This is a genomic window from Ruegeria sp. HKCCA0370, from assembly GCF_013033705.1.
Taxonomy (GTDB): Bacteria; Pseudomonadota; Alphaproteobacteria; order Rhodobacterales; family Rhodobacteraceae; genus Ruegeria.
Genome location: NZ_WQEP01000002.1, coordinates 254733 through 271873 on the forward strand (window position 1 = coordinate 254733; position 17141 = coordinate 271873).

Sequence of the window (17141 nt, forward strand, 5' to 3'; positions counted from 1 at the left end):
TTTCCAAAGGAGTCACCCATGATCCGCATGCTGTTTCCCGCTCTCATTCTGGCTGGTCCGGCCACGGCCCATTCGGATACCCATATTCACGCCCATGGCAGCGATTACACCGCGCTTGCAGTTGGGTTGGCTTTGATTGGGGTCATCGCCATAACTGTAATTTTGAAGCTGCCGAAATGATTCCGGGTGAGATTATACCTGCCGAAGGCTCACTGACGCTGAACGCGGGACGCAGTAGCCGTCTTGTTATTGTCGCCAATACCGGCGATCGACCAATACAGGTCGGCAGCCACTACCATTTTTCCGAAGCAAACTCGGCCCTGGATTTTGATCGGTATGCAGCTTTGGGTATGCGGCTGGACATCCCGGCGGGTACCGCGGTGCGATTTGAGCCAGGCCAAACTCGCGAAGTTATACTGGTGCCATTTGAAGGGCGCCGGCACATTTACGGTTTCAATATGCATATCATGGGGGCTCTGAAAGATGCCGGGCAAGATCAGTCGGTGTGACTATGCCTCCATGTTCGGCCCCACGGTCGGCGACAAAGTACGATTGGCAGATACCGATCTGATCATCGAGGTAGAAAAAGACCTTATCGTGGAGCGCGCAACAACTGCGCGTTTTAGTGAAACCGGCCACCGCGAAGATGTGTATGGTGAAGAGGTCAAGTTCGGTGGCGGCAAAGTCATTCGAGATGGGATGGGGCAGTCTCAGGCCACACGTGCCGAAGGTGCCGTGGACACTGTGATCACCAATGCTCTGATCGTGGATCACTCGGGTATCTACAAGGCGGATGTCGGTCTGAAGAACGGGCGCATCGCCAAGATCGGCAAAGCCGGAAATCCAGATACGCAACCCGGAGTAGACATCATCATCGGTCCCGGCACAGAAGCCATCGCGGGCGAAGGTCGCATCCTGACGGCTGGCGGGTTCGACAGCCATATTCACTTCATCTGCCCGCAACAGATCGAGGACGCGCTGCATTCTGGCCTGACGACCATGCTTGGCGGTGGCACCGGCCCGGCACATGGCACTCTGGCGACCACATGTACCCCGGGCCCGTGGCATATCGGCCGGATGTTGCAGGCGGCGGATGCTTTTCCTATGAATCTTGCTTTTGCAGGCAAGGGAAATGCTTCGCTTCCCGCTGCTTTGGAGGAACAGGTCAAAGCCGGGGCTTGTGCCCTGAAACTGCACGAGGACTGGGGTACGACCCCGGCGGCCATCGATTGCTGCCTTTCGGTCGCTGACGCGATGGACGTTCAGGTGATGATCCACACTGACACGCTCAACGAATCCGGGTTTGTTGAAAATACGGTTGCCGCGATAAAGGGTCGGACTATCCACGCTTTCCACACTGAAGGCGCGGGCGGCGGCCACGCACCAGATATCATCAAAATCTGCGGAGAGGACCATGTCCTGCCCTCCTCTACCAACCCCACGCGGCCTTTTACGATGAACACGGTCGAGGAACATCTGGACATGCTGATGGTCTGCCATCACCTCGACAAATCCATCCCCGAGGACGTGGCTTTTGCTGAAAGCCGCATCCGGCGTGAGACCATCGCGGCTGAAGATATCCTGCACGACATGGGCGCGTTCAGCATCATTGCGTCCGACAGTCAGGCTATGGGCCGCGTGGGCGAAGTGTTGATCCGGACGTGGCAAACCGCCGACAAAATGAAGAAACAGCGCGGGCGCCTTCCCGAGGAAACAGGCGAAAACGACAACCTGCGCGTCAGACGCTATATCGCCAAATACACGATCAACCCGGCCATTGCCCATGGCCTGAGCCACGAGATTGGCAGTATCGAAGAAGGCAAACGTGCCGATCTCGTTTTATGGAACCCTGCCTTTTTTGGTGTGAAACCCGAGATGGTTTTGCTGGGCGGTACGATTGCTTGTGCCCAAATGGGTGACCCAAACGCGTCGATCCCCACACCGCAACCAGTCTATAGCCGCCCGATGTTCGGAGCCTATGGCCGCTCGGTCGAGCATTCGGCAATCACATTTGTCTCTGAGGCCGCACAGGCCGACAGGATTGGCGATACACTGGGCTTGGCGAAGCAGACCGTCGCTGTCCAAAACACACGAGAGATTGGCAAACAGGATCTTTTGCTCAACAACGCGACGCCGCATGTCGAAGTTGATCCGGAAACCTATGAGGTCCGAGCAGACGGTGAATTGCTGACCTGCCAACCGGCCGAAGTGCTGCCGATGGCACAGCGATACTTTATGTTCTGACAAAAAATTATGCTGCATTGCACCGTGCGCAAGGCAGAAATGACCAAACACCCACTTCAACGTGAGGCCGATATGACAGATATTAATGCTCAAGGGAGGACCAACGTTTACGAGGGTCCAAATGGCACACTCAGCAACACAATCACACGCAGGCTTTTCGCTGCCCGGTCTGATCGCGTCCATCGGATCATCAATCTACGGGGCTCTGATCAGTGTGGCCCAAGCTCAATCGCGCGTGCGGCAAGTCGAATTCCTGCAATCGCTCAGCGACGAAGAGTTGAAAAAACGCGGCCTATCACGCGAACGGATCGTGCATCGGGTGTTTTCGGATTCGATCTGGCTCTGACCATTTCTGCTCCAGAGGAGGCGACGGTATGACCGCCCTGCTCTGCACCGCACACCGTTACTCGGATCACATGCACGACGATACTGCCGATTGTCTGTCGTTGACCTATGACGATCGGTTTTTGCGCCGAAAGGTTTTAACATGCGAAAGCGGCGAACAGATTCTGGTCGACCTGGCTCAGACAACCTCACTGGATCACGGTGGCGCGCTGATCCTGGACGATGGGCGCGCGATTGAAATCCAGGCCGCGCCCGAAGCCTTGCTGGAAGTCTCGGCTCCGGATCTGACACGTATCGCATGGCATATCGGCAATCGCCACACGCCCTGCCAGATCGAAAAGGATCGTCTGTTGATCCAGGTCGATCATGTGATCCGAGACATGCTTTTGAAAATCGGGGCCACAGTACGTGAGGTGCACGAACCGTTCACCCCTGAAGGCGGGGCCTACGGCCACGGCAGGACACATGGCCACGCCCACTGAAGCTGATATCCTGACGCTGACCCAGTGGTTGTCTCCGGCATATCCTGTGGGAGGCTTTGCATATTCTCATGGGCTGGAAGCCGCAATTGACGAGGGGGCGGTCGCCAGTTCACAAGACGCCAAAGCCTGGATTTCTGATGTGCTGGAACATGGGTCGGGATGGAATGACGCTCTGTTCGTAGTGTCCGCATACAACGCGCAGGATAGTGATGAGCTTATCAGCGTTGATACCAAGGCACGGGCGATCTGCGCATCATCGGAAAGAAAAATGGAAACCGAATTGCTGGGGCAGGCATTCGGGACCGTCACAGGAGATGTCTGGGATTTAGACATCCAACAGCTTTCCTATCCAGTGTCGGTGGGCTATGCCGCGCATCTGCAGGGCCTTCCCATACTGTTAACGACAAAGCTGTATCTACAAGCATTTGCAAGCAACTTGGTCGCGTGCGCAACGCGCCTTGTGCCGCTGGGGCAAACCGACGCTCAAAAACTGATCCGTAATTTGACACCGCTATGTGCTCGTATCGCTGAACAAGCGCAAATGGCAGGCTTGGACGAATTGAGTTCGACTGCGTTCCTGACGGACATCGCGTCGATGAAACACGAAACACAGTATTCAAGGATATTCCGAACATGAGCAGTATGAACGGCCCTCTTCGCGTCGGCATCGGTGGTCCGGTTGGAGCCGGAAAGACCACCTTGACGGCTGCCCTATCTGAAACGTTGCGCGATGTTTGTTCAGTGGGCGTTATCACCAATGATATTTACACTCAGGAAGACGCCGAGGCGCTGATGCGCTTGCAGGTCTTGCCAAGAGACAGGATCATCGGTGTCGAAACGGGGGGTTGCCCACATACAGCTATCCGTGAAGATGCATCGATAAACCTTGCAGCGGTCGCTGAAATGCGAAACCGGCATCCCGATCTTGACATCGTTCTGATCGAAAGTGGCGGCGACAACCTGTCGGCTACATTCAGTCCAGAACTCGCAGACCTTACAATCTATGTGATCGACGTCGCAGCAGGAGAGGAAATCCCGCGAAAAGGCGGACCGGCAATAACGAAATCCGACATCCTGGTCATAAACAAGACCGATCTGGCGCCGCATGTTGGCGCTTCACTGGAGGTCATGGATAGAGATGCAGCCAGAATGCGCAATGGACGGCCCTTTTTATTCACGTCCCTTCGTCACAAAAAAGGGGTCGGCGCAATTGTCGACCTTTTAGTGAAGAAGGGGGGGGTAATGATTCCAGAAAGAAATTAACGCTCAGAACGAAGATGCCAATCTGTCGACACCTGCCATCGGCTCTGCCGTTCAGAGGCACCTAATTCATAGATTTTTCGTCATTCTGTTTTCGATTGGCGCACAGATTTTACCACGCGCGACTCCAAGCTTTTCCATCAATTCCGCACCTTTCGTGGCGGTATCTTTCAGTGCCGCTGAGAAATACTCACGCGAACCCTTCGGGACGTTGGCTGCCACCCGCGACACCGCGTCCTCCGATAATAAATGCGTTTTCCTTCGCCTCACTCAGAAAATGCGGGCTGCTAGCGGACCACCGACACATCTCTTTTTCGTTGCGCATCCCTGACAAGGGCAGCAAGCCGATAGAAACCGTGCGCCATTTTTGTGTAAGGCGTAAGAAGGAAGAACGCGAGGACCGACCCCAGATGGACGGCAAGCAGCGCAGGCATTACTGCGGATGAACCGAAAGCGTAAAGAACAAGCCCGCTCAACGCTACAAACCCAAGCAGTAACATAAATCCGATTTCTCCGCCCCAAGCTGAAACATCGCCGAGATTGCGGTCTGACTTCTGTTTCAGCCGGACCATCATGTAGCAGCCAACAGTGAGCAAAACGCCCCCTGTGACTCCAAACAGCTTCGGCAATGACCAGAACCCGTAAGGTGCGTGCAGATCGAACCCGTAATGCATGATCGTCGCCACCGAAGTCGAAGCAAAACACAGCAGAAACCCGTACATGATCGCATGATGCACGTGGCGGCGGGCCTGGCTAAAACGGTCTTCGTCCTCGAAATTGCAACCCTCCCCGTGGCCAGCAGCCAGGTCCTGCATTTTGGCCGTTCGGCTTAGCGCGGCTTTCAAGTCGCCCGGTTGGATCGGCTTGCCTCCAACTGCGTGCCAATAACGCCGCAAGCTGAGGCCAATGCTGAACAACGGCAGCAGGAATGCCGGAGCAAAAATCACTACCATCGCGTTGTGAGAGAGGACAGAGTAGAAGCCTTCGCCTCCGGTCGAGCCGATCGCGCGAATGGCCCAAAAAATAAGCGCGAAGCCGACGACCAGAGCCAGAGCGATCGCCCCACCGTGGCTATGGAAGCAGCGCGCCAGAGGTTGCGGCCAGGCGAAGCTTTCCCAACTGTCGCGCCGGACCTCGGCCAGAGCCTTCGGCAGGTTGAGGTCGAACTCATGCGGCGCCGTGTATTGGCAGGCATAGTAACATCCTCTGCAGTTATGGCAGAGATTGGCCAATTGCGTGATATCGCCGTCCGAGAATGCGCGTTCAGCGTGAAGCGACGGAAAGACCGAGCAATAGCCTTCGCAATACCGGCAGGCATTGCAGATCTCAGCCTGACGGCGGGCTTCCTGTATCAGTTCAGTTCGCATAAGAAGCGGCCTCTCGTCCTGCAATGCGTCCGAAGACGGTTCCGATGGTCATGCCGAACCCGGCCAGATAACCCTGCCCCAAAATCGACCCAGCCATGGTTTCGCCTGCCGCCCAGAGGTTCTGGATTTTGCCGTTTGCCATTGAACATTGCGCAGATTCATCCACCTTGAGCCCCAGATAGGTGAAGGTCACACCGGTGCGCAGCGAGTAGCCATAGTAAGGAGGTTCGGTGATCGGGCGCGCCCAATTGGTTTTGGGTGGGGTCAGGCCGGTAGTTGAAACTCCGTCCAATTCTGTTGGATGAAAGCCACTTGTGTCACCGCAGGCGGCATTGAATTCTGCGACGGTCGTGGTCAGCTTATCGGCGGGCAGGCCCATCGCTTTGGCCAGTTCCTCGAGCGTGTCCGCCTTTAACGGCGGAAAAACCGACGGCATGAACAGGTTCAGCGATTTGGCATCAATGATCACATAGCCCACCTGATCCGGCTGGGCTGCGACCAGGCGACCCCAGATTGCGTAACGCTTTGGCCAGACGTCCTCGCCCTCGTCATAGAACCGCTCGGCATCTTTGTTGACAACAATTGAGAATGGAACGCAGTCCAGACGGGTGACGATGCCGCCATCGAATTTCGGAGCACGCCCGTCGACGGCAACGGCGTGGCATTGGGTCGGGTCTCCGACGCTCTCAACGCCTTGATCCAGAAGATCGGCCAGCACGACACCCCGGTTATAGGGTGTGCCACGGATCAGGAAGTTGCGTGCCGCAGGTCCCCACGCACGCGTCAGCCAATCGGTGTCAGCCTGAAAGCCGCCCGAAGCGACGATGACCGCTTTGGGTGTTATGCGATGGGATTGGCCTTCACAGGTAAACTCTACCCATTCAATCCGGTCTCCGTTCAATTCGAGATGCGTGACGGCGGCTTCGTACAGGACTTCGACGCCCAGCTTCGCTGCTGTCCGGTAATAGGCATTTACCAGCGATTTACCGCCGCCCATAAAGAACGCATTCGTCCGCGCCAGCGATAGCGTCCCCGACAAAGAGGGCTGGAACCGAACCCCGTGCTCCTCCATCCAGGGAAGACATTCCTCAGACGTGCGAATTGCGAGGCGCGCCAGATCTTTGTCGGTTTTGCCCCCGGTAACCTTGAGCAGATCTGACAGGTATTCGTCTTCGCTGTATTCCTCGACCAGCGGGCCTAAAGGGCTGGAATGCATGCAGCGAAAGTTTCGGGTGTGGCGCGAGTTTCCGCCACGATAGGGTTTGGGCGCCGTTTCAAGGATCAGAACGCGCGCGCCTGCTTCGGCGGCGGTCATCGCAGCGCACAAGGCGGCGTTACCTCCGCCAATCACAGCGATATCGTAGGCTTCCTTTTGGGTGGCCATGTGGTTTCCGCCTATTGAGTTTGGTCCGTTGTTCGGTCGCGCTCCTGCAAGGCGCGAATGCGCATGCGTTGTGCTGCGTGGATATGAGCGCGCATCTCATTTTCAGCCGCCGCGCCATCCCGGGCTTTCAAGGCGGCCATGATAAGGCGGTGTTCGGCTACTGCGGCCTCGGCTCGGTCGCCGTCCAGCAATTGCGACGGACCCAGGATCAGCAACGCCTTTTGTAAAGACAACATGGATTTAGCCAGAAACCGGTTTTTGGCCGCATCCAGAAGCGTCGCATGGAAAATCCGATTGATCCGCGCGGCCTCCGGACCGGTGCCTGCCTCGGCCAGCCGGTCATTCAGCACATCCAGCTCATCCAGTTCGACATCGGACGCCGCCCTTGCCGCCAGACGGGCCGCAGTTCCCTCGAGCACAGCGCGCATCTCATAGAGCTCCATCACTTCGGCGTAATCCAGGCTGCGTACCGTCGCGCCTTGACGGGGGATATGTGTTACCAAGCCATCCGCTTCCAGCTGTCGGATCGCTTCGCGCACAGGCGTGCGGCTAACTCCCAACCTCTCGGACAACTCTATTTCGCGCAGGCGTTCGCCGGGCGGCAGGCTACCTTCGCGAATCTCATCCAGCAGGCGCTGATAGGCGGAATTGCCTTGTGGGCCAGGCTGTAACGGGTCGTCCTGCAGGGTCATCACGCGCTCACTTGTGTTATTGCGTCCACTTGTATACATTTGGATACACACTAAGTCAACCGCACCGGAATCTACATTTTGTCCACCCAGATCAACGCACCCTCCTCAGCGAAAAAACGTGCAGTGACCTTCGCGCTTGCAGTGTTGGGCACCGGAGCATTCTGGTTAATGAATTTGCCCCTGCCCTTCCTGTTCGGCCCAATGAGCGCCTGTCTGATTGCAGCCCTGGCGCATGCGCCGATGGAGGGATTCGGGCAGGTCTCGGTGGCGGCGCGCACTATCCTGGGCGTTGCCGTGGGAGCATCGATCACTCCGGCCCTGTTTGCCGAATTGCCGAAAATGGCCGCGTCGATTGCGCTGGTGCCGTTCTTTATCCTGCTGATCGCACTGGTCGGAGTGCCATTCTTCCGCAAGGTTTGGGGCTTCGATACTACAACCGCTTTTTATGCGGCCATGCCCGGCGGGTTGCAGGACATGATCATCTTCGGATCCGAGGCGGGTGCCAATCCGCGCACGTTGTCGCTGATCCACGGCACACGCGTGCTGATCATAGTGACGTTAGCCCCGCTATTTCTGACTGTTTTCTATGGCGCTGAACTGACCAACCCAATCGGTGAACCCGCACACGCCCTGCCGGTTCACGAACTGGTCCTGATGGTGTTGGCCGCCTTTATCGGCTGGAAGGGCGGCGAGCGCATCGGTCTCTTCGGCGCGTCGATCCTGGGACCGATGATCCTGACAGCTGCTTTGTCCCTCGGGGACTTCATCCATACCCGCCCCCCGCGCGAGGCCATCCTGGCCGCGCAATTCTTCATCGGTTGCGGAATCGGAGTGAAGTTTGTCGGTGTCACCTGGGTGGAATTGCGCAAGGTCGTGGCGGCGGGTTGCGCCTATGTGGTTGTTCTGGCCGTGTTGGCTGCGGCCTTCACTGCTGTTGTCACCACGTTAGGGCTTGGCAAGCCGGTCGAGGCGTTTCTGGCCTTCGCGCCCGGCGGGCAGGCCGAGATGACAGTTCTGGCCATCGTTTCAGGCGCGGACCTGGGCTTTGTGATCACTCACCATCTGACAAGGATTGTGCTGGTGATCATCGGCGCGCCCATCGCCGCCAGTCTTATTCTGCGGTGGTCCAAACCTCGGGGTTGATCATGTGGATCGGCGCGCCGTCAGCGTACGCATTTACCTGATCGAAGATATCGGCAAATTGCAGGTCGAACTCATCCTCGGTCACAAAACCGATATGCGGCGTCGCGATCAGGTTGGGATGTGCCAGCAAAGGATCGGTCGCGTCAGTCAGTGGCTCGGAATCGAATACATCAATCGCGGCTTTGCCGGGGCGACCGGCGTTGAGCGCTTCAAGCAAAGCGCCCGGAGCAATCAGCCCGGCCCGTGAAGTGTTCACGAAGATCGCCCCGGGCTGCATCTGCGCAAAATCCGATGCGGTAATGATCGCACGCGTGTCCGGTTTCAGGCGCACATGGATCGAAACAACGTCACTATCGGCAAAAAACGCCTCGCGGCTCGGCGCGACCCTAGCGCCATCCGCTTGCGCACGCGACCGACCTTCATCGGACGACCACCAAACGACATTCATTCCGAACGCCTCGGCATAACCCGCAACCGCACGCGCGATACGGCCGTAACCATAGAGCCCCAATTGACGACCGCGTAGCGTCTTGCCTACCCCTGCCTGCCAGTGCCCTGCCTTGACCGAGGCCATCTGAGCGGGCAAATCCCGCATCCCAGCCATGATCAGCGCCCATGTGAGTTCCGCCGCAGCATAAGACGGCGTGCCGCTATGCATATTCGAACACAGTAAAACACCCTGATCTGTACAGGCCGGCACATCAACATGGGGATAGACGCTGCGCTGGCTGATCAGCTGCAAATTCGGCAACTTTTCCAGCAAGGCGCGAGTGACTTTGGTCCGCTCTCGGAACAGCACCAGCACTTGAGCCTCCTGCAAACGCTTGGCCAAGATGTCAAGATCCTCGACATGATCCGTCCACACCGTCACTTCATGATCGTTGAGCCTCTCAAAACATGGCAGCCCACGCAGCGTGTCGAACCAATCGTCCAGAATGTGTACTTTCATCGGCTTTCTATACTCTGCTCGGTGGTCAGTTTTCTGGGTGTCGGCACAAAATGCTGCACGTCAAGTGCTGCCAGCGCGTTTCGGACGCGTTCGCTTTGGTCCAACAGATGATTGAATTGCTCGTCGCATCCCGCGATTGGCGTGGGGTATTCGGCTATATCCCGCCGCAAGGCAGCTTGCGCCAACCGGAGCTCCTGACGCGCGATATCGAGGCATTCCGAGTAGTCGTCCATCGTAACCTCTCCTATTTGTATACAAAGGTATACCAATTTGAAAGTGCCTAATCAACTCCCTTTCCACACGGATTGTGGAACGTACACATGGCCGTCTGCCAACTTGCGCGCGGTACGAACCAAGCCTGCTGCGTTTACAGTGAACCCATTCTCAGTGGTGAAATCCACCAATACGTCGATCGTGCCCGAGGCATGTTCCAATATGACTTCAGCCGGGCTTGTCGTCGGGCGATCCAGCAAACCGTCCGCGACCGTGCCGGGCGTCAAAGCGCAGGACGCCATGCACTGCGCACCGGTAACCGCCATGGTCGGGTGGGTCTTCCACGGCATGAAATACCGCACCGCAAGCGTTCCGCCCACTTTCGCAGGAGCTACAAGGCCGAATTTGGGGGTCACGGATTTGGACACATCCCCCATCTCCATCCGTTCCCCGGCTTCGATCCGAACGGCTTCCATCCGGTCAAAAAAGGCGCGGTTGGCGTCGAGATCCTCGGCGCTTTCATAACCCGTAAGTCCGAAATCTGCGGCGCAGGCAATGGCCATTGGCATGGCGACGTCCATGCAAGTCAGTTCGATCCCCTGTACTGTGTCACGCAGGTTGCCGGTGGGCAGGAAAGCACCGGTTGCTGACCCAACCACCCCCATAAAACTCAGCTGCACCGGTGCAGACTGGCCGGGCACCCCGGCAATACCTGTATCACCCTCATAGGTCAGCCTTCCCCCGGGTGTCTGAATCCGGGCCACTACACGGGCCCCGGTGTTGACCGCCCGGATACGGATTTCGGTTTCATCGCCTTGGGGATCAAACAACCCCATTTCGATTGCAGCGGGGGCGACACCGGACAGGATGTTGCCGCAAGTTGGTTTGAAGTCGACCAACTTATCCTCGACCGCAACCTGCGCGAAGAAATAGTCGATATCGGCCCAGTCATCCTCGCTGACCGACAGCATCGCGACCTTGGTCGTGACCGCCGCGCCACCGCCGATACCATCAATGTTCAGCGATTGCCCGGCCCCGAGGGCAGCGATCAGCACTTTGGCCAAAGTGTCCAGATCCTCGGGCAGATCCGAGCGGCGGAAATACGGGCCCCGAGAGGTTCCGCCCCGCATGAATACATATGGGATTGCTGTTTGGGTCATCGGGTGCCCCCTGGCCAAGACTGAGTGGTGTTTCTTCTGCCCGGCCCGGTACACAGGCCGAGCGATGTCATCGGGCTGCTCATTTCAATGGCCAGGGCAAGCTGACCATGTCCTGTAACAGTCCAGGTGGGAAATCGCGGTTCAGAGCACCCGCCATCAGGCACATAAAGCCGATACCGCAGGCGGTCAGGATCAGCGCTATCTGCCAGCTGGCCCCCGCCCGAATGCGGAAAAACGCCATCAGGAAACCCAGCAATGCAAGGATGAACCCCACCACCCATGTCGCCGCGATGAGACCAGCGAACCAAGCCAGCGTGGACCACAATCCATGGGGGGCACTGGCGTCCTCACCCGCAATTTCCTTGTCCGCAAAGATCGCGTCGCCCTCGGGCCGCCGCATCATCTGGATCAGCAGGATCACGCAGCAGAACAAAGAGATACAGCCGATCACCAGGGGGATGATTTTGTCGGTCATGTTGTAGTCAGGGATCATGTTAGCATTGACCAAAGCCACGATCAGATAGGCCATGATCACCAGTAGAAAGACCAATGGCGCACGCTTTGTACCTGCCTGAACCTCACCCTCGGCCATGATCATCTTGGCTTGCCGGATGCCCAGAATAACCGAGGCAACCGTGACCACGATCAAGACAATGACGATGGGGCTGAAGACATATTCCATCCCTTCGCCAAAGCTCTTTCGGAAACGGAACGATGCAATCTGGAAGGCCTGATTGGTGAACTTTTCAACCGGGTTCGACAGAACAAAGCCGATCAGGAAAGCTGGGCGCGACCAGTCGAACCGTCGCAGGAAGATGCCGATCAAACCAATCACAAACAAGGCCAGCAGGTCTTCGAAGTTCTGACCGGATTGGAAGGCTGCAAAGCTGATCAACATGAACAGGAACGGCGCCAGATAGGTAAAGCGGATCGTGGTCAGCTTGGCGATCCCGCCCGAGGCCGCGATGCACAGGATGGTGCCTACCACGTTGGCCAGCGCCAACAGCCAGACGATCGAATAGGTGATGTCGAGATTGTCCTGAAGCATGCTCGGACCGACTTCGATATCCCCCGACCCCAGCAACGCAACCGCACCAATGAAGATTGCCATCGAGCCCGAGCCTGGAATTCCGAACAGAAGCGTCGGCACCAGACCGCCGCCTTCCTTAGCGTTGTTCGAGCTTTCCGGGCCGATGACCCCGCGCACTTCGCCTTTGCCGAAATTACTTTTGTCCTTGGTGGTTTGAACCGAATGACCATAAGCGATCCAGTCAACGACCGAACCGCCGAGGCCCGGAATGACGCCGACGACGACCCCGATGATCGAACAGCGGACCGACAGCCAGATATTCGCAAACCAGTCTTTGACGCCGTCCAGCCATCCAGCACCTATCGAGGCGCCTTTCGCAATCGACCGATCCTGCCGCAGCAGCGAGACGATTTCGGGCACCGCAAAAATACCCAAACCGACAATGACAAGTTTCAAGCCATCGGTAAGATAGGGAATGTCATAGGTCGCCATCCGAAGCGATCCACCGGCATCGGCCTCGCCAATTGTGCCGACCATCAGGCCTAATCCAGCGGCAGCGACGCCCTTCAGTGGGATGCGTCCTGCCAAAATGGCGACCATCGACAGGCCAAGAATGGTGATCATCAGCATCTCGGGCAGTCCAAAGGCCAGAACGATTGGGCGCGCGATCAGAATGAACATTGTCAGAAAGGTCGCGCCGACCAGCCCTCCGAACAGGGACGAGGAAAAGGCCGCCGACAGCGCCCGCGCGGCCTCGCCCTTTTTGGCCATGGGGAAGCCATCCAGCACTGTGGCCTGCGATGCCGAACTGCCGGGGATGCCCATCAGGACCGATGCGAAAGTGTCAGAGGTCGGAACCACCGCCACCATCCCGATCATCAGGGCCAGACCCAGGATCGGGTCCATGCCGAACATGAAAGGGAGCAAGAGCGACAGGCCGGCAATGCCTCCAAGCCCCGGGAAAACACCCACGGCCAGCCCCATAACGACGCCGAGCACGAGATAGCCCAGAACGATGGGTTGCAGGATCAGACCCCACGCATCACCAAGCGCAGGTAGAGCGGTGGCGAAAACCTCCATAGCGGCCGCCTTTCATAAATTGTCTTGTATGTAGAAAAGCGCGCGCCCTTCGTTGGGCGCGCGACGACGTGTCGGCTTAGTTCAACTCGACACCATAGGCTTCCTTCAGCCAGTTCAGGACATATTGCTTGGCATTGTCATCCACATTGGTCGCGGTTTGCAGCGCAGCTTTTGAGCCGTCGCCGACGAACACCGGATACTTGCCTACGCGTTTGGACGAAATGTCTGCAAAATCACCACGCTCGGTTACAGCTTGGAACGCCGCGGTGTAGGCATCGACGACCTCTTGTGGCGTGTCACCGGGCAAGAAGGCCAGTTTCTGAACCGGGAAGCCCGCCACGAAGAAGGCTTTCCATGCGTCCCATGCTTCACCGCTGGTTTCACAGCCATCGGTCGCCTCGCAGACCTCTTTGAAAGTCGGGATATCCGGGAAAGTCGGATCGCGCACGATGTTGCCGTCTGCATCCAAGGCACCCCATGTCATCATCGGCACGGCCTGACCAGCCTCGACCAGCGGCGCCGAACCGCCCAGATAGCCCGAGGAGGTTTGATAATCGATGTTGGCCTCTCCACGTTCGAACATCAGGCGTCCGTCTCCACGGCCTTTGATGCCAAAGACAGGCTCAACATTCATACCCAACATCTGCCACGCCAGCAGCGGGACCAGATCCAGCCGGGTCGCGCCCTGCGAGCCGTAGATGAAGTTGGTGTCTTTCAGCGCGTTTGCGGAGCCATCAAACTTTGCGCCATCCTCAGCGTTCAGATAGGCGACGCCACCGGTTCCCGATGCCATAACCGGAATCCAGTCGTTATATTCATAACGCACGCGCGGATCGTTCAGCAGATACGGGAATTGAGTTGAACCCGAGGTGCCGAACAGCAGCGTACCGTCATCATGGCTTTGCTCCTGAAACCAGTTCGCACCCTTGGTCGAACCCGCGCCCGGCATAAATTTCACCACCACGGTCGGTTGACCCGGCAGCGCCTCGGACAGAAGCGGCGCAAAGAAGTTGGCCCATTTGGCAGACCCGCCGGTTTCCGAGAACGGGATGACCCATTCAATGGTCTTGCCCGAGAAATCGACCTCGGCTGCGGCGGGTGCTGCGATACCGGCGGCGGCGATCAGCCCCACGACGGCGCGACGGGTGAAGTTGGAAATGGCCATTGGTTCCTCCCTGTTGACCAGACAACCACGTCGGCGCCCTCCGCGCCACCGTGATCGCAAATAGAACTGTGGGGTTGATTCCCCCTCCCATCTGGCAATCATGGAGCGCCAACCTTGCGCGAAACTTGCAGGAGCCCGAATGCGGATCGTCATCGTCGAGGATAATGAGACCCTCGCCAACGCCATTGCCTATCGCCTGCGGGATCGGGGCCATGCTGCTGATGTACTGACAGACGGCGATGCAGCCGATCTGTATCTAGAGCAGGAAGGCGCGGACCTGATCGTTCTGGACATCAACCTTCCGGGTCGGTCAGGGCTTGAAATCTTGCGGTCGTTGCGCAATCGGGGTGACAGCGCCCCGGTTATTCTGCTGACCGCGCGCACCGAGACCAGTGACCGAGTGTCTGGTCTGGATATGGGCGCTGACGACTACCTGGTCAAACCTTTCGAGATGGACGAGCTCGAGGCGCGCATCCGCGCCCTGTCTCGTCGCAAGCAACTGGATTACGGCTCGCAAGAGACCATCGGAGAACTGGAATTTGACCGCACCGCGCGGCAGGTCAGCGTAAAGGGACAGGTGCTTGACGTGCCACGCCGAGAAATGGCTGTGCTTGAATGCCTGCTGGAACGGCGCGGCAGAATTGTCCCCAAGGGCCAGCTGACTGACTATGTCTACGGCGTTGGTGCGGATGTCGAAGACTCTGCCGTTGAACCTCATGTATCGCGATTGCGCAAACGCCTTCAGAACCTTGGTATTAGGATCAAGACAGCCCGCGGTCTTGGGTATCTGCTTGAGGTGCAGAAGTGATCAGGCATGGTTCGCTCCGGCTTAGGCTGTTCATTCTGATCCTGACGCCCTTGGTGTTGCTCGCGATCCTGCTTGGATATTGGCGCTACACGGTCGCCCAGCAAACGGCGCAAGAGCTTTTTGACGACAGCCTGTTATCTGCTGGTCTGGCGATCTCGCGCGATGTGGCGGTGTCAGACGGCGATGCTTTATCGCCCACCACCCGCAGCTTAATCCGCGATGCATCGGGGGGAGAGATTTTTTACCACGTGACCGGACCCGGCGGTATCTACGTAACCGGTTACGCATATCCACCTGCCTCGGCAAACCCGACAAAACAGGACGTTTACCAACCCCAGTTTTTCGAAGCTGTCTATCGTAACGAGCCGGTGCGCGTATTGAAAATGACCGAACGGGTCACACTGGATAACCTTGTAGGAGATGCGACGGTCACCGCATGGCAACGCATCGCGGATCGCAACGCGTTTGCCAACGAATTGTCGATCCGAGCAGCTATACTGATGGGCATCCTAATGGCCACCCTTGGCTTTGTCGTCTGGTTCGGCGTTGCGCGCGGCCTACGACCGTTGCTGGACTTGCAGGACGCCATTGACCTGCGTTCGCCCGACGACCTCAGCAAGATAAAACGCCCGGTCCCGACCGAAGTCCGTGGCATTGTTCAGACCCTGAACCGGCTGTTCGGGCAGGTCGAAGACAGTATAAACGCCCATCAAGTGTTTATCTCAGAAGCCGCGCATCAACTGCGAAATCCAGCAGCCGCAGTCCAGTCCATGGCCGAGGCGCTGCGAGATGCAAAAACGGATGAAGACAGGGACAAACGCATTGTCGAGCTTGTGGCAGCAGCAAAGAACTCGGCTACTGTGGCGGAACAGCTGTTATCACTGGAACGGCTGCGGCAACCTACGCATCAGGATCAGATGGAAAAGATTGATTTCCGCTTGGTCGTTGAAGAAGCTTGTGCAGAGATGGGCGTACAAATTCTGGCAAATGGGATCGATTTTGAGGTCACGATGCCGGAGTCTGCAATCATGGTAACAGGGGATAAGATCTTTTTGACTGAGGCCATCAAAAACCTGCTGGACAATGCAGTTAAACATGGTGGCGCTAAGTTGAGCCGAATTTCAATTGTGCTGCTCTGTGACGGAGGAAGTGTCAAACTTACTGTGGCCGATGACGGAACTGGTCTTTCACCCGCCCAAAGCGAAGCAGCATTCAGTCGGTTTTCGCAGCTAAAGTACTCGGAGGGCAGCGGCCTTGGATTGTCAATTGTCTCAGCGGTGGCAAAACGCCATGGAGGAGTGGTTGAAATCAACCAAGTCGAAAAAGGAGCAAGCGTTACACTTGAGCTTCCCATAGCCCTGTAAGTCGTTTCCAGCATTTAGCGGCCCGAAACTCTTCAATATCAAAGGGTACTCTTTGCGGTTGCAGCGAACTGGTGCTTCGTTGCGCATTGCGGTTGTTTCCGGACTATGTTCCGAACGGCTGGCCTCGCAACCGTCGGCTAATTTTGCGCGTCATAACAAACCGCCAACGTCGATAAAACCGATGTTGGATCAAGCGATCTATGGTTGAGTTGTGGCCGTTCAGTGGAGGGCGTACGAGAGACTGCCTGGCGGAACAAAGCAAGCGCTCTTCTGAGACGCCTGTGTTCTGCTTTCCGACATAAAGCCGTTCCTGACGACCACTTGAGTCTCACACCCGTTTATTTCATGTATTTCCCCCGTCAGTGCAGATCAATGATGTCGCTTAGGCTGTTCAACGACCACATATAACGCCAGCAAGGTGTTTGATCCTGTACCAGTTGGCCCAACTTATCGAA

At 57.2% G+C, this 17141-nt stretch carries 18 protein-coding genes; 10 read left to right on the plus strand and 8 right to left on the minus strand.

The annotated features are described in order from the left end of the window. The first annotated feature begins 18 nt into the window (after nt 1-18). The 7 genes from GOW31_RS07490 (at nt 19) to ureG (ending at nt 4334) form a co-directional block, all read left to right on the plus strand. Nucleotides 19-180 carry a hypothetical protein gene (locus tag GOW31_RS07490; RefSeq protein ID WP_171169025.1) on the plus strand — a complete coding sequence of 54 codons (162 nt, stop codon included), beginning with the start codon at nt 19-21 and terminating at the stop codon, nt 178-180. After that, complete coding sequence (locus GOW31_RS07495) at nt 177-509, plus strand: urease subunit beta (protein ID WP_171169026.1); 333 nt, start codon at nt 177-179, stop codon at nt 507-509. The genes GOW31_RS07490 and GOW31_RS07495 overlap by 4 nt, the downstream gene beginning before the upstream one ends. Further along, nucleotides 484-2244: an urease subunit alpha gene (ureC, locus tag GOW31_RS07500; protein ID WP_171169027.1), complete on the plus strand. Its 1761-nt coding sequence runs from the start codon at nt 484-486 to the stop codon at nt 2242-2244. Before GOW31_RS07495 ends, ureC begins: the two co-directional genes overlap by 26 nt. A gap of 121 nt (nt 2245-2365) precedes the next feature. Next, on the plus strand, nt 2366-2590 hold the full coding sequence (locus GOW31_RS07505; RefSeq protein WP_171169029.1) for a DUF1127 domain-containing protein: 225 nt from the start codon (nt 2366-2368) through the stop codon (nt 2588-2590). Between the two features lie 28 nt (nt 2591-2618). Next, nucleotides 2619-3071: an urease accessory protein UreE gene (gene ureE, locus GOW31_RS07510; RefSeq protein WP_171169030.1), complete on the plus strand. Its 453-nt coding sequence runs from the start codon at nt 2619-2621 to the stop codon at nt 3069-3071. After that, on the plus strand, nt 3055-3708 hold the full coding sequence (locus GOW31_RS07515; protein ID WP_171169031.1) for an urease accessory protein UreF: 654 nt from the start codon (nt 3055-3057) through the stop codon (nt 3706-3708). The genes ureE and GOW31_RS07515 overlap by 17 nt, the downstream gene beginning before the upstream one ends. Then, nucleotides 3705-4334 carry an urease accessory protein UreG gene (ureG, locus tag GOW31_RS07520; protein WP_171169032.1) on the plus strand — a complete coding sequence of 210 codons (630 nt, stop codon included), beginning with the start codon at nt 3705-3707 and terminating at the stop codon, nt 4332-4334. The genes GOW31_RS07515 and ureG overlap by 4 nt, the downstream gene beginning before the upstream one ends. Nucleotides 4335-4618: 284 nt before the next feature. On the opposite strand, the gene tcuB is transcribed toward ureG, so the two are convergent. From tcuB to GOW31_RS07535, 3 genes are read right to left on the minus strand one after another with little or no spacing between them, the layout of a single operon-like run. Then, a complete protein-coding gene (gene tcuB, locus GOW31_RS07525; RefSeq protein ID WP_171169033.1) occupies nt 4619-5698 on the minus strand; it encodes a tricarballylate utilization 4Fe-4S protein TcuB in 1080 nt (359 codons plus the stop codon). Further along, the gene (tcuA, locus tag GOW31_RS07530) at nt 5688-7082 is read right to left on the minus strand and encodes an FAD-dependent tricarballylate dehydrogenase TcuA (RefSeq protein ID WP_171169034.1); all 1395 of its coding nucleotides are present in this window, start codon (nt 7080-7082) and stop codon (nt 5688-5690) included. The genes tcuB and tcuA overlap by 11 nt, the downstream gene beginning before the upstream one ends. An 11-nt stretch (nt 7083-7093) precedes the next feature. Then, entirely contained in the window at nt 7094-7774 is a 681-nt protein-coding gene (locus GOW31_RS07535; RefSeq protein WP_152459099.1) for a GntR family transcriptional regulator, read from the minus strand. Between the two features lie 168 nt (nt 7775-7942). On the opposite strand from GOW31_RS07535, the gene GOW31_RS07540 reads away from it, so the two are divergent. Continuing rightward, nucleotides 7943-8917: an AbrB family transcriptional regulator gene (locus GOW31_RS07540; RefSeq protein ID WP_254441657.1), complete on the plus strand. Its 975-nt coding sequence runs from the start codon at nt 7943-7945 to the stop codon at nt 8915-8917. Here the strand turns inward: GOW31_RS07540 and GOW31_RS07545 are convergent. The 5 genes from GOW31_RS07545 to GOW31_RS07565 all read right to left on the minus strand — a co-directional run bounded on the left by GOW31_RS07545 (nt 8886) and on the right by GOW31_RS07565 (nt 14514). After that, nucleotides 8886-9866, minus strand: a complete 981-nt coding sequence (locus tag GOW31_RS07545; RefSeq protein WP_171169036.1) for a D-2-hydroxyacid dehydrogenase family protein — start codon at nt 9864-9866, stop codon at nt 8886-8888. The two genes, GOW31_RS07540 and GOW31_RS07545, sit on opposite strands and share 32 nt — an antisense overlap. After that, entirely contained in the window at nt 9863-10099 is a 237-nt protein-coding gene (locus tag GOW31_RS07550; protein ID WP_171169037.1) for a hypothetical protein, read from the minus strand. The genes GOW31_RS07545 and GOW31_RS07550 overlap by 4 nt, the downstream gene beginning before the upstream one ends. A gap of 51 nt (nt 10100-10150) precedes the next feature. Then, nucleotides 10151-11239 carry a 4-oxalomesaconate tautomerase gene (locus tag GOW31_RS07555; RefSeq protein WP_171169039.1) on the minus strand — a complete coding sequence of 363 codons (1089 nt, stop codon included), beginning with the start codon at nt 11237-11239 and terminating at the stop codon, nt 10151-10153. A 79-nt stretch (nt 11240-11318) separates the two neighbouring features. Further along, nucleotides 11319-13349 carry a tripartite tricarboxylate transporter permease gene (locus tag GOW31_RS07560; protein WP_171169041.1) on the minus strand — a complete coding sequence of 677 codons (2031 nt, stop codon included), beginning with the start codon at nt 13347-13349 and terminating at the stop codon, nt 11319-11321. A 76-nt stretch (nt 13350-13425) separates the two neighbouring features. Further along, nucleotides 13426-14514: a tricarboxylate transporter gene (locus GOW31_RS07565; RefSeq protein WP_171118945.1), complete on the minus strand. Its 1089-nt coding sequence runs from the start codon at nt 14512-14514 to the stop codon at nt 13426-13428. 139 nt (nt 14515-14653) lie between these two features. On the opposite strand from GOW31_RS07565, the gene GOW31_RS07570 reads away from it, so the two are divergent. Together GOW31_RS07570 and GOW31_RS07575 are read left to right on the plus strand one after the other, a co-directional pair. Then, nucleotides 14654-15322 carry a response regulator transcription factor gene (locus GOW31_RS07570; protein WP_171118947.1) on the plus strand — a complete coding sequence of 223 codons (669 nt, stop codon included), beginning with the start codon at nt 14654-14656 and terminating at the stop codon, nt 15320-15322. Nucleotides 15323-15375: 53 nt separating this feature from the next. Further along, entirely contained in the window at nt 15376-16686 is a 1311-nt protein-coding gene (locus GOW31_RS07575; RefSeq protein WP_371813726.1) for a sensor histidine kinase, read from the plus strand. The last annotated feature ends 455 nt before the right edge of the window (nt 16687-17141 follow it).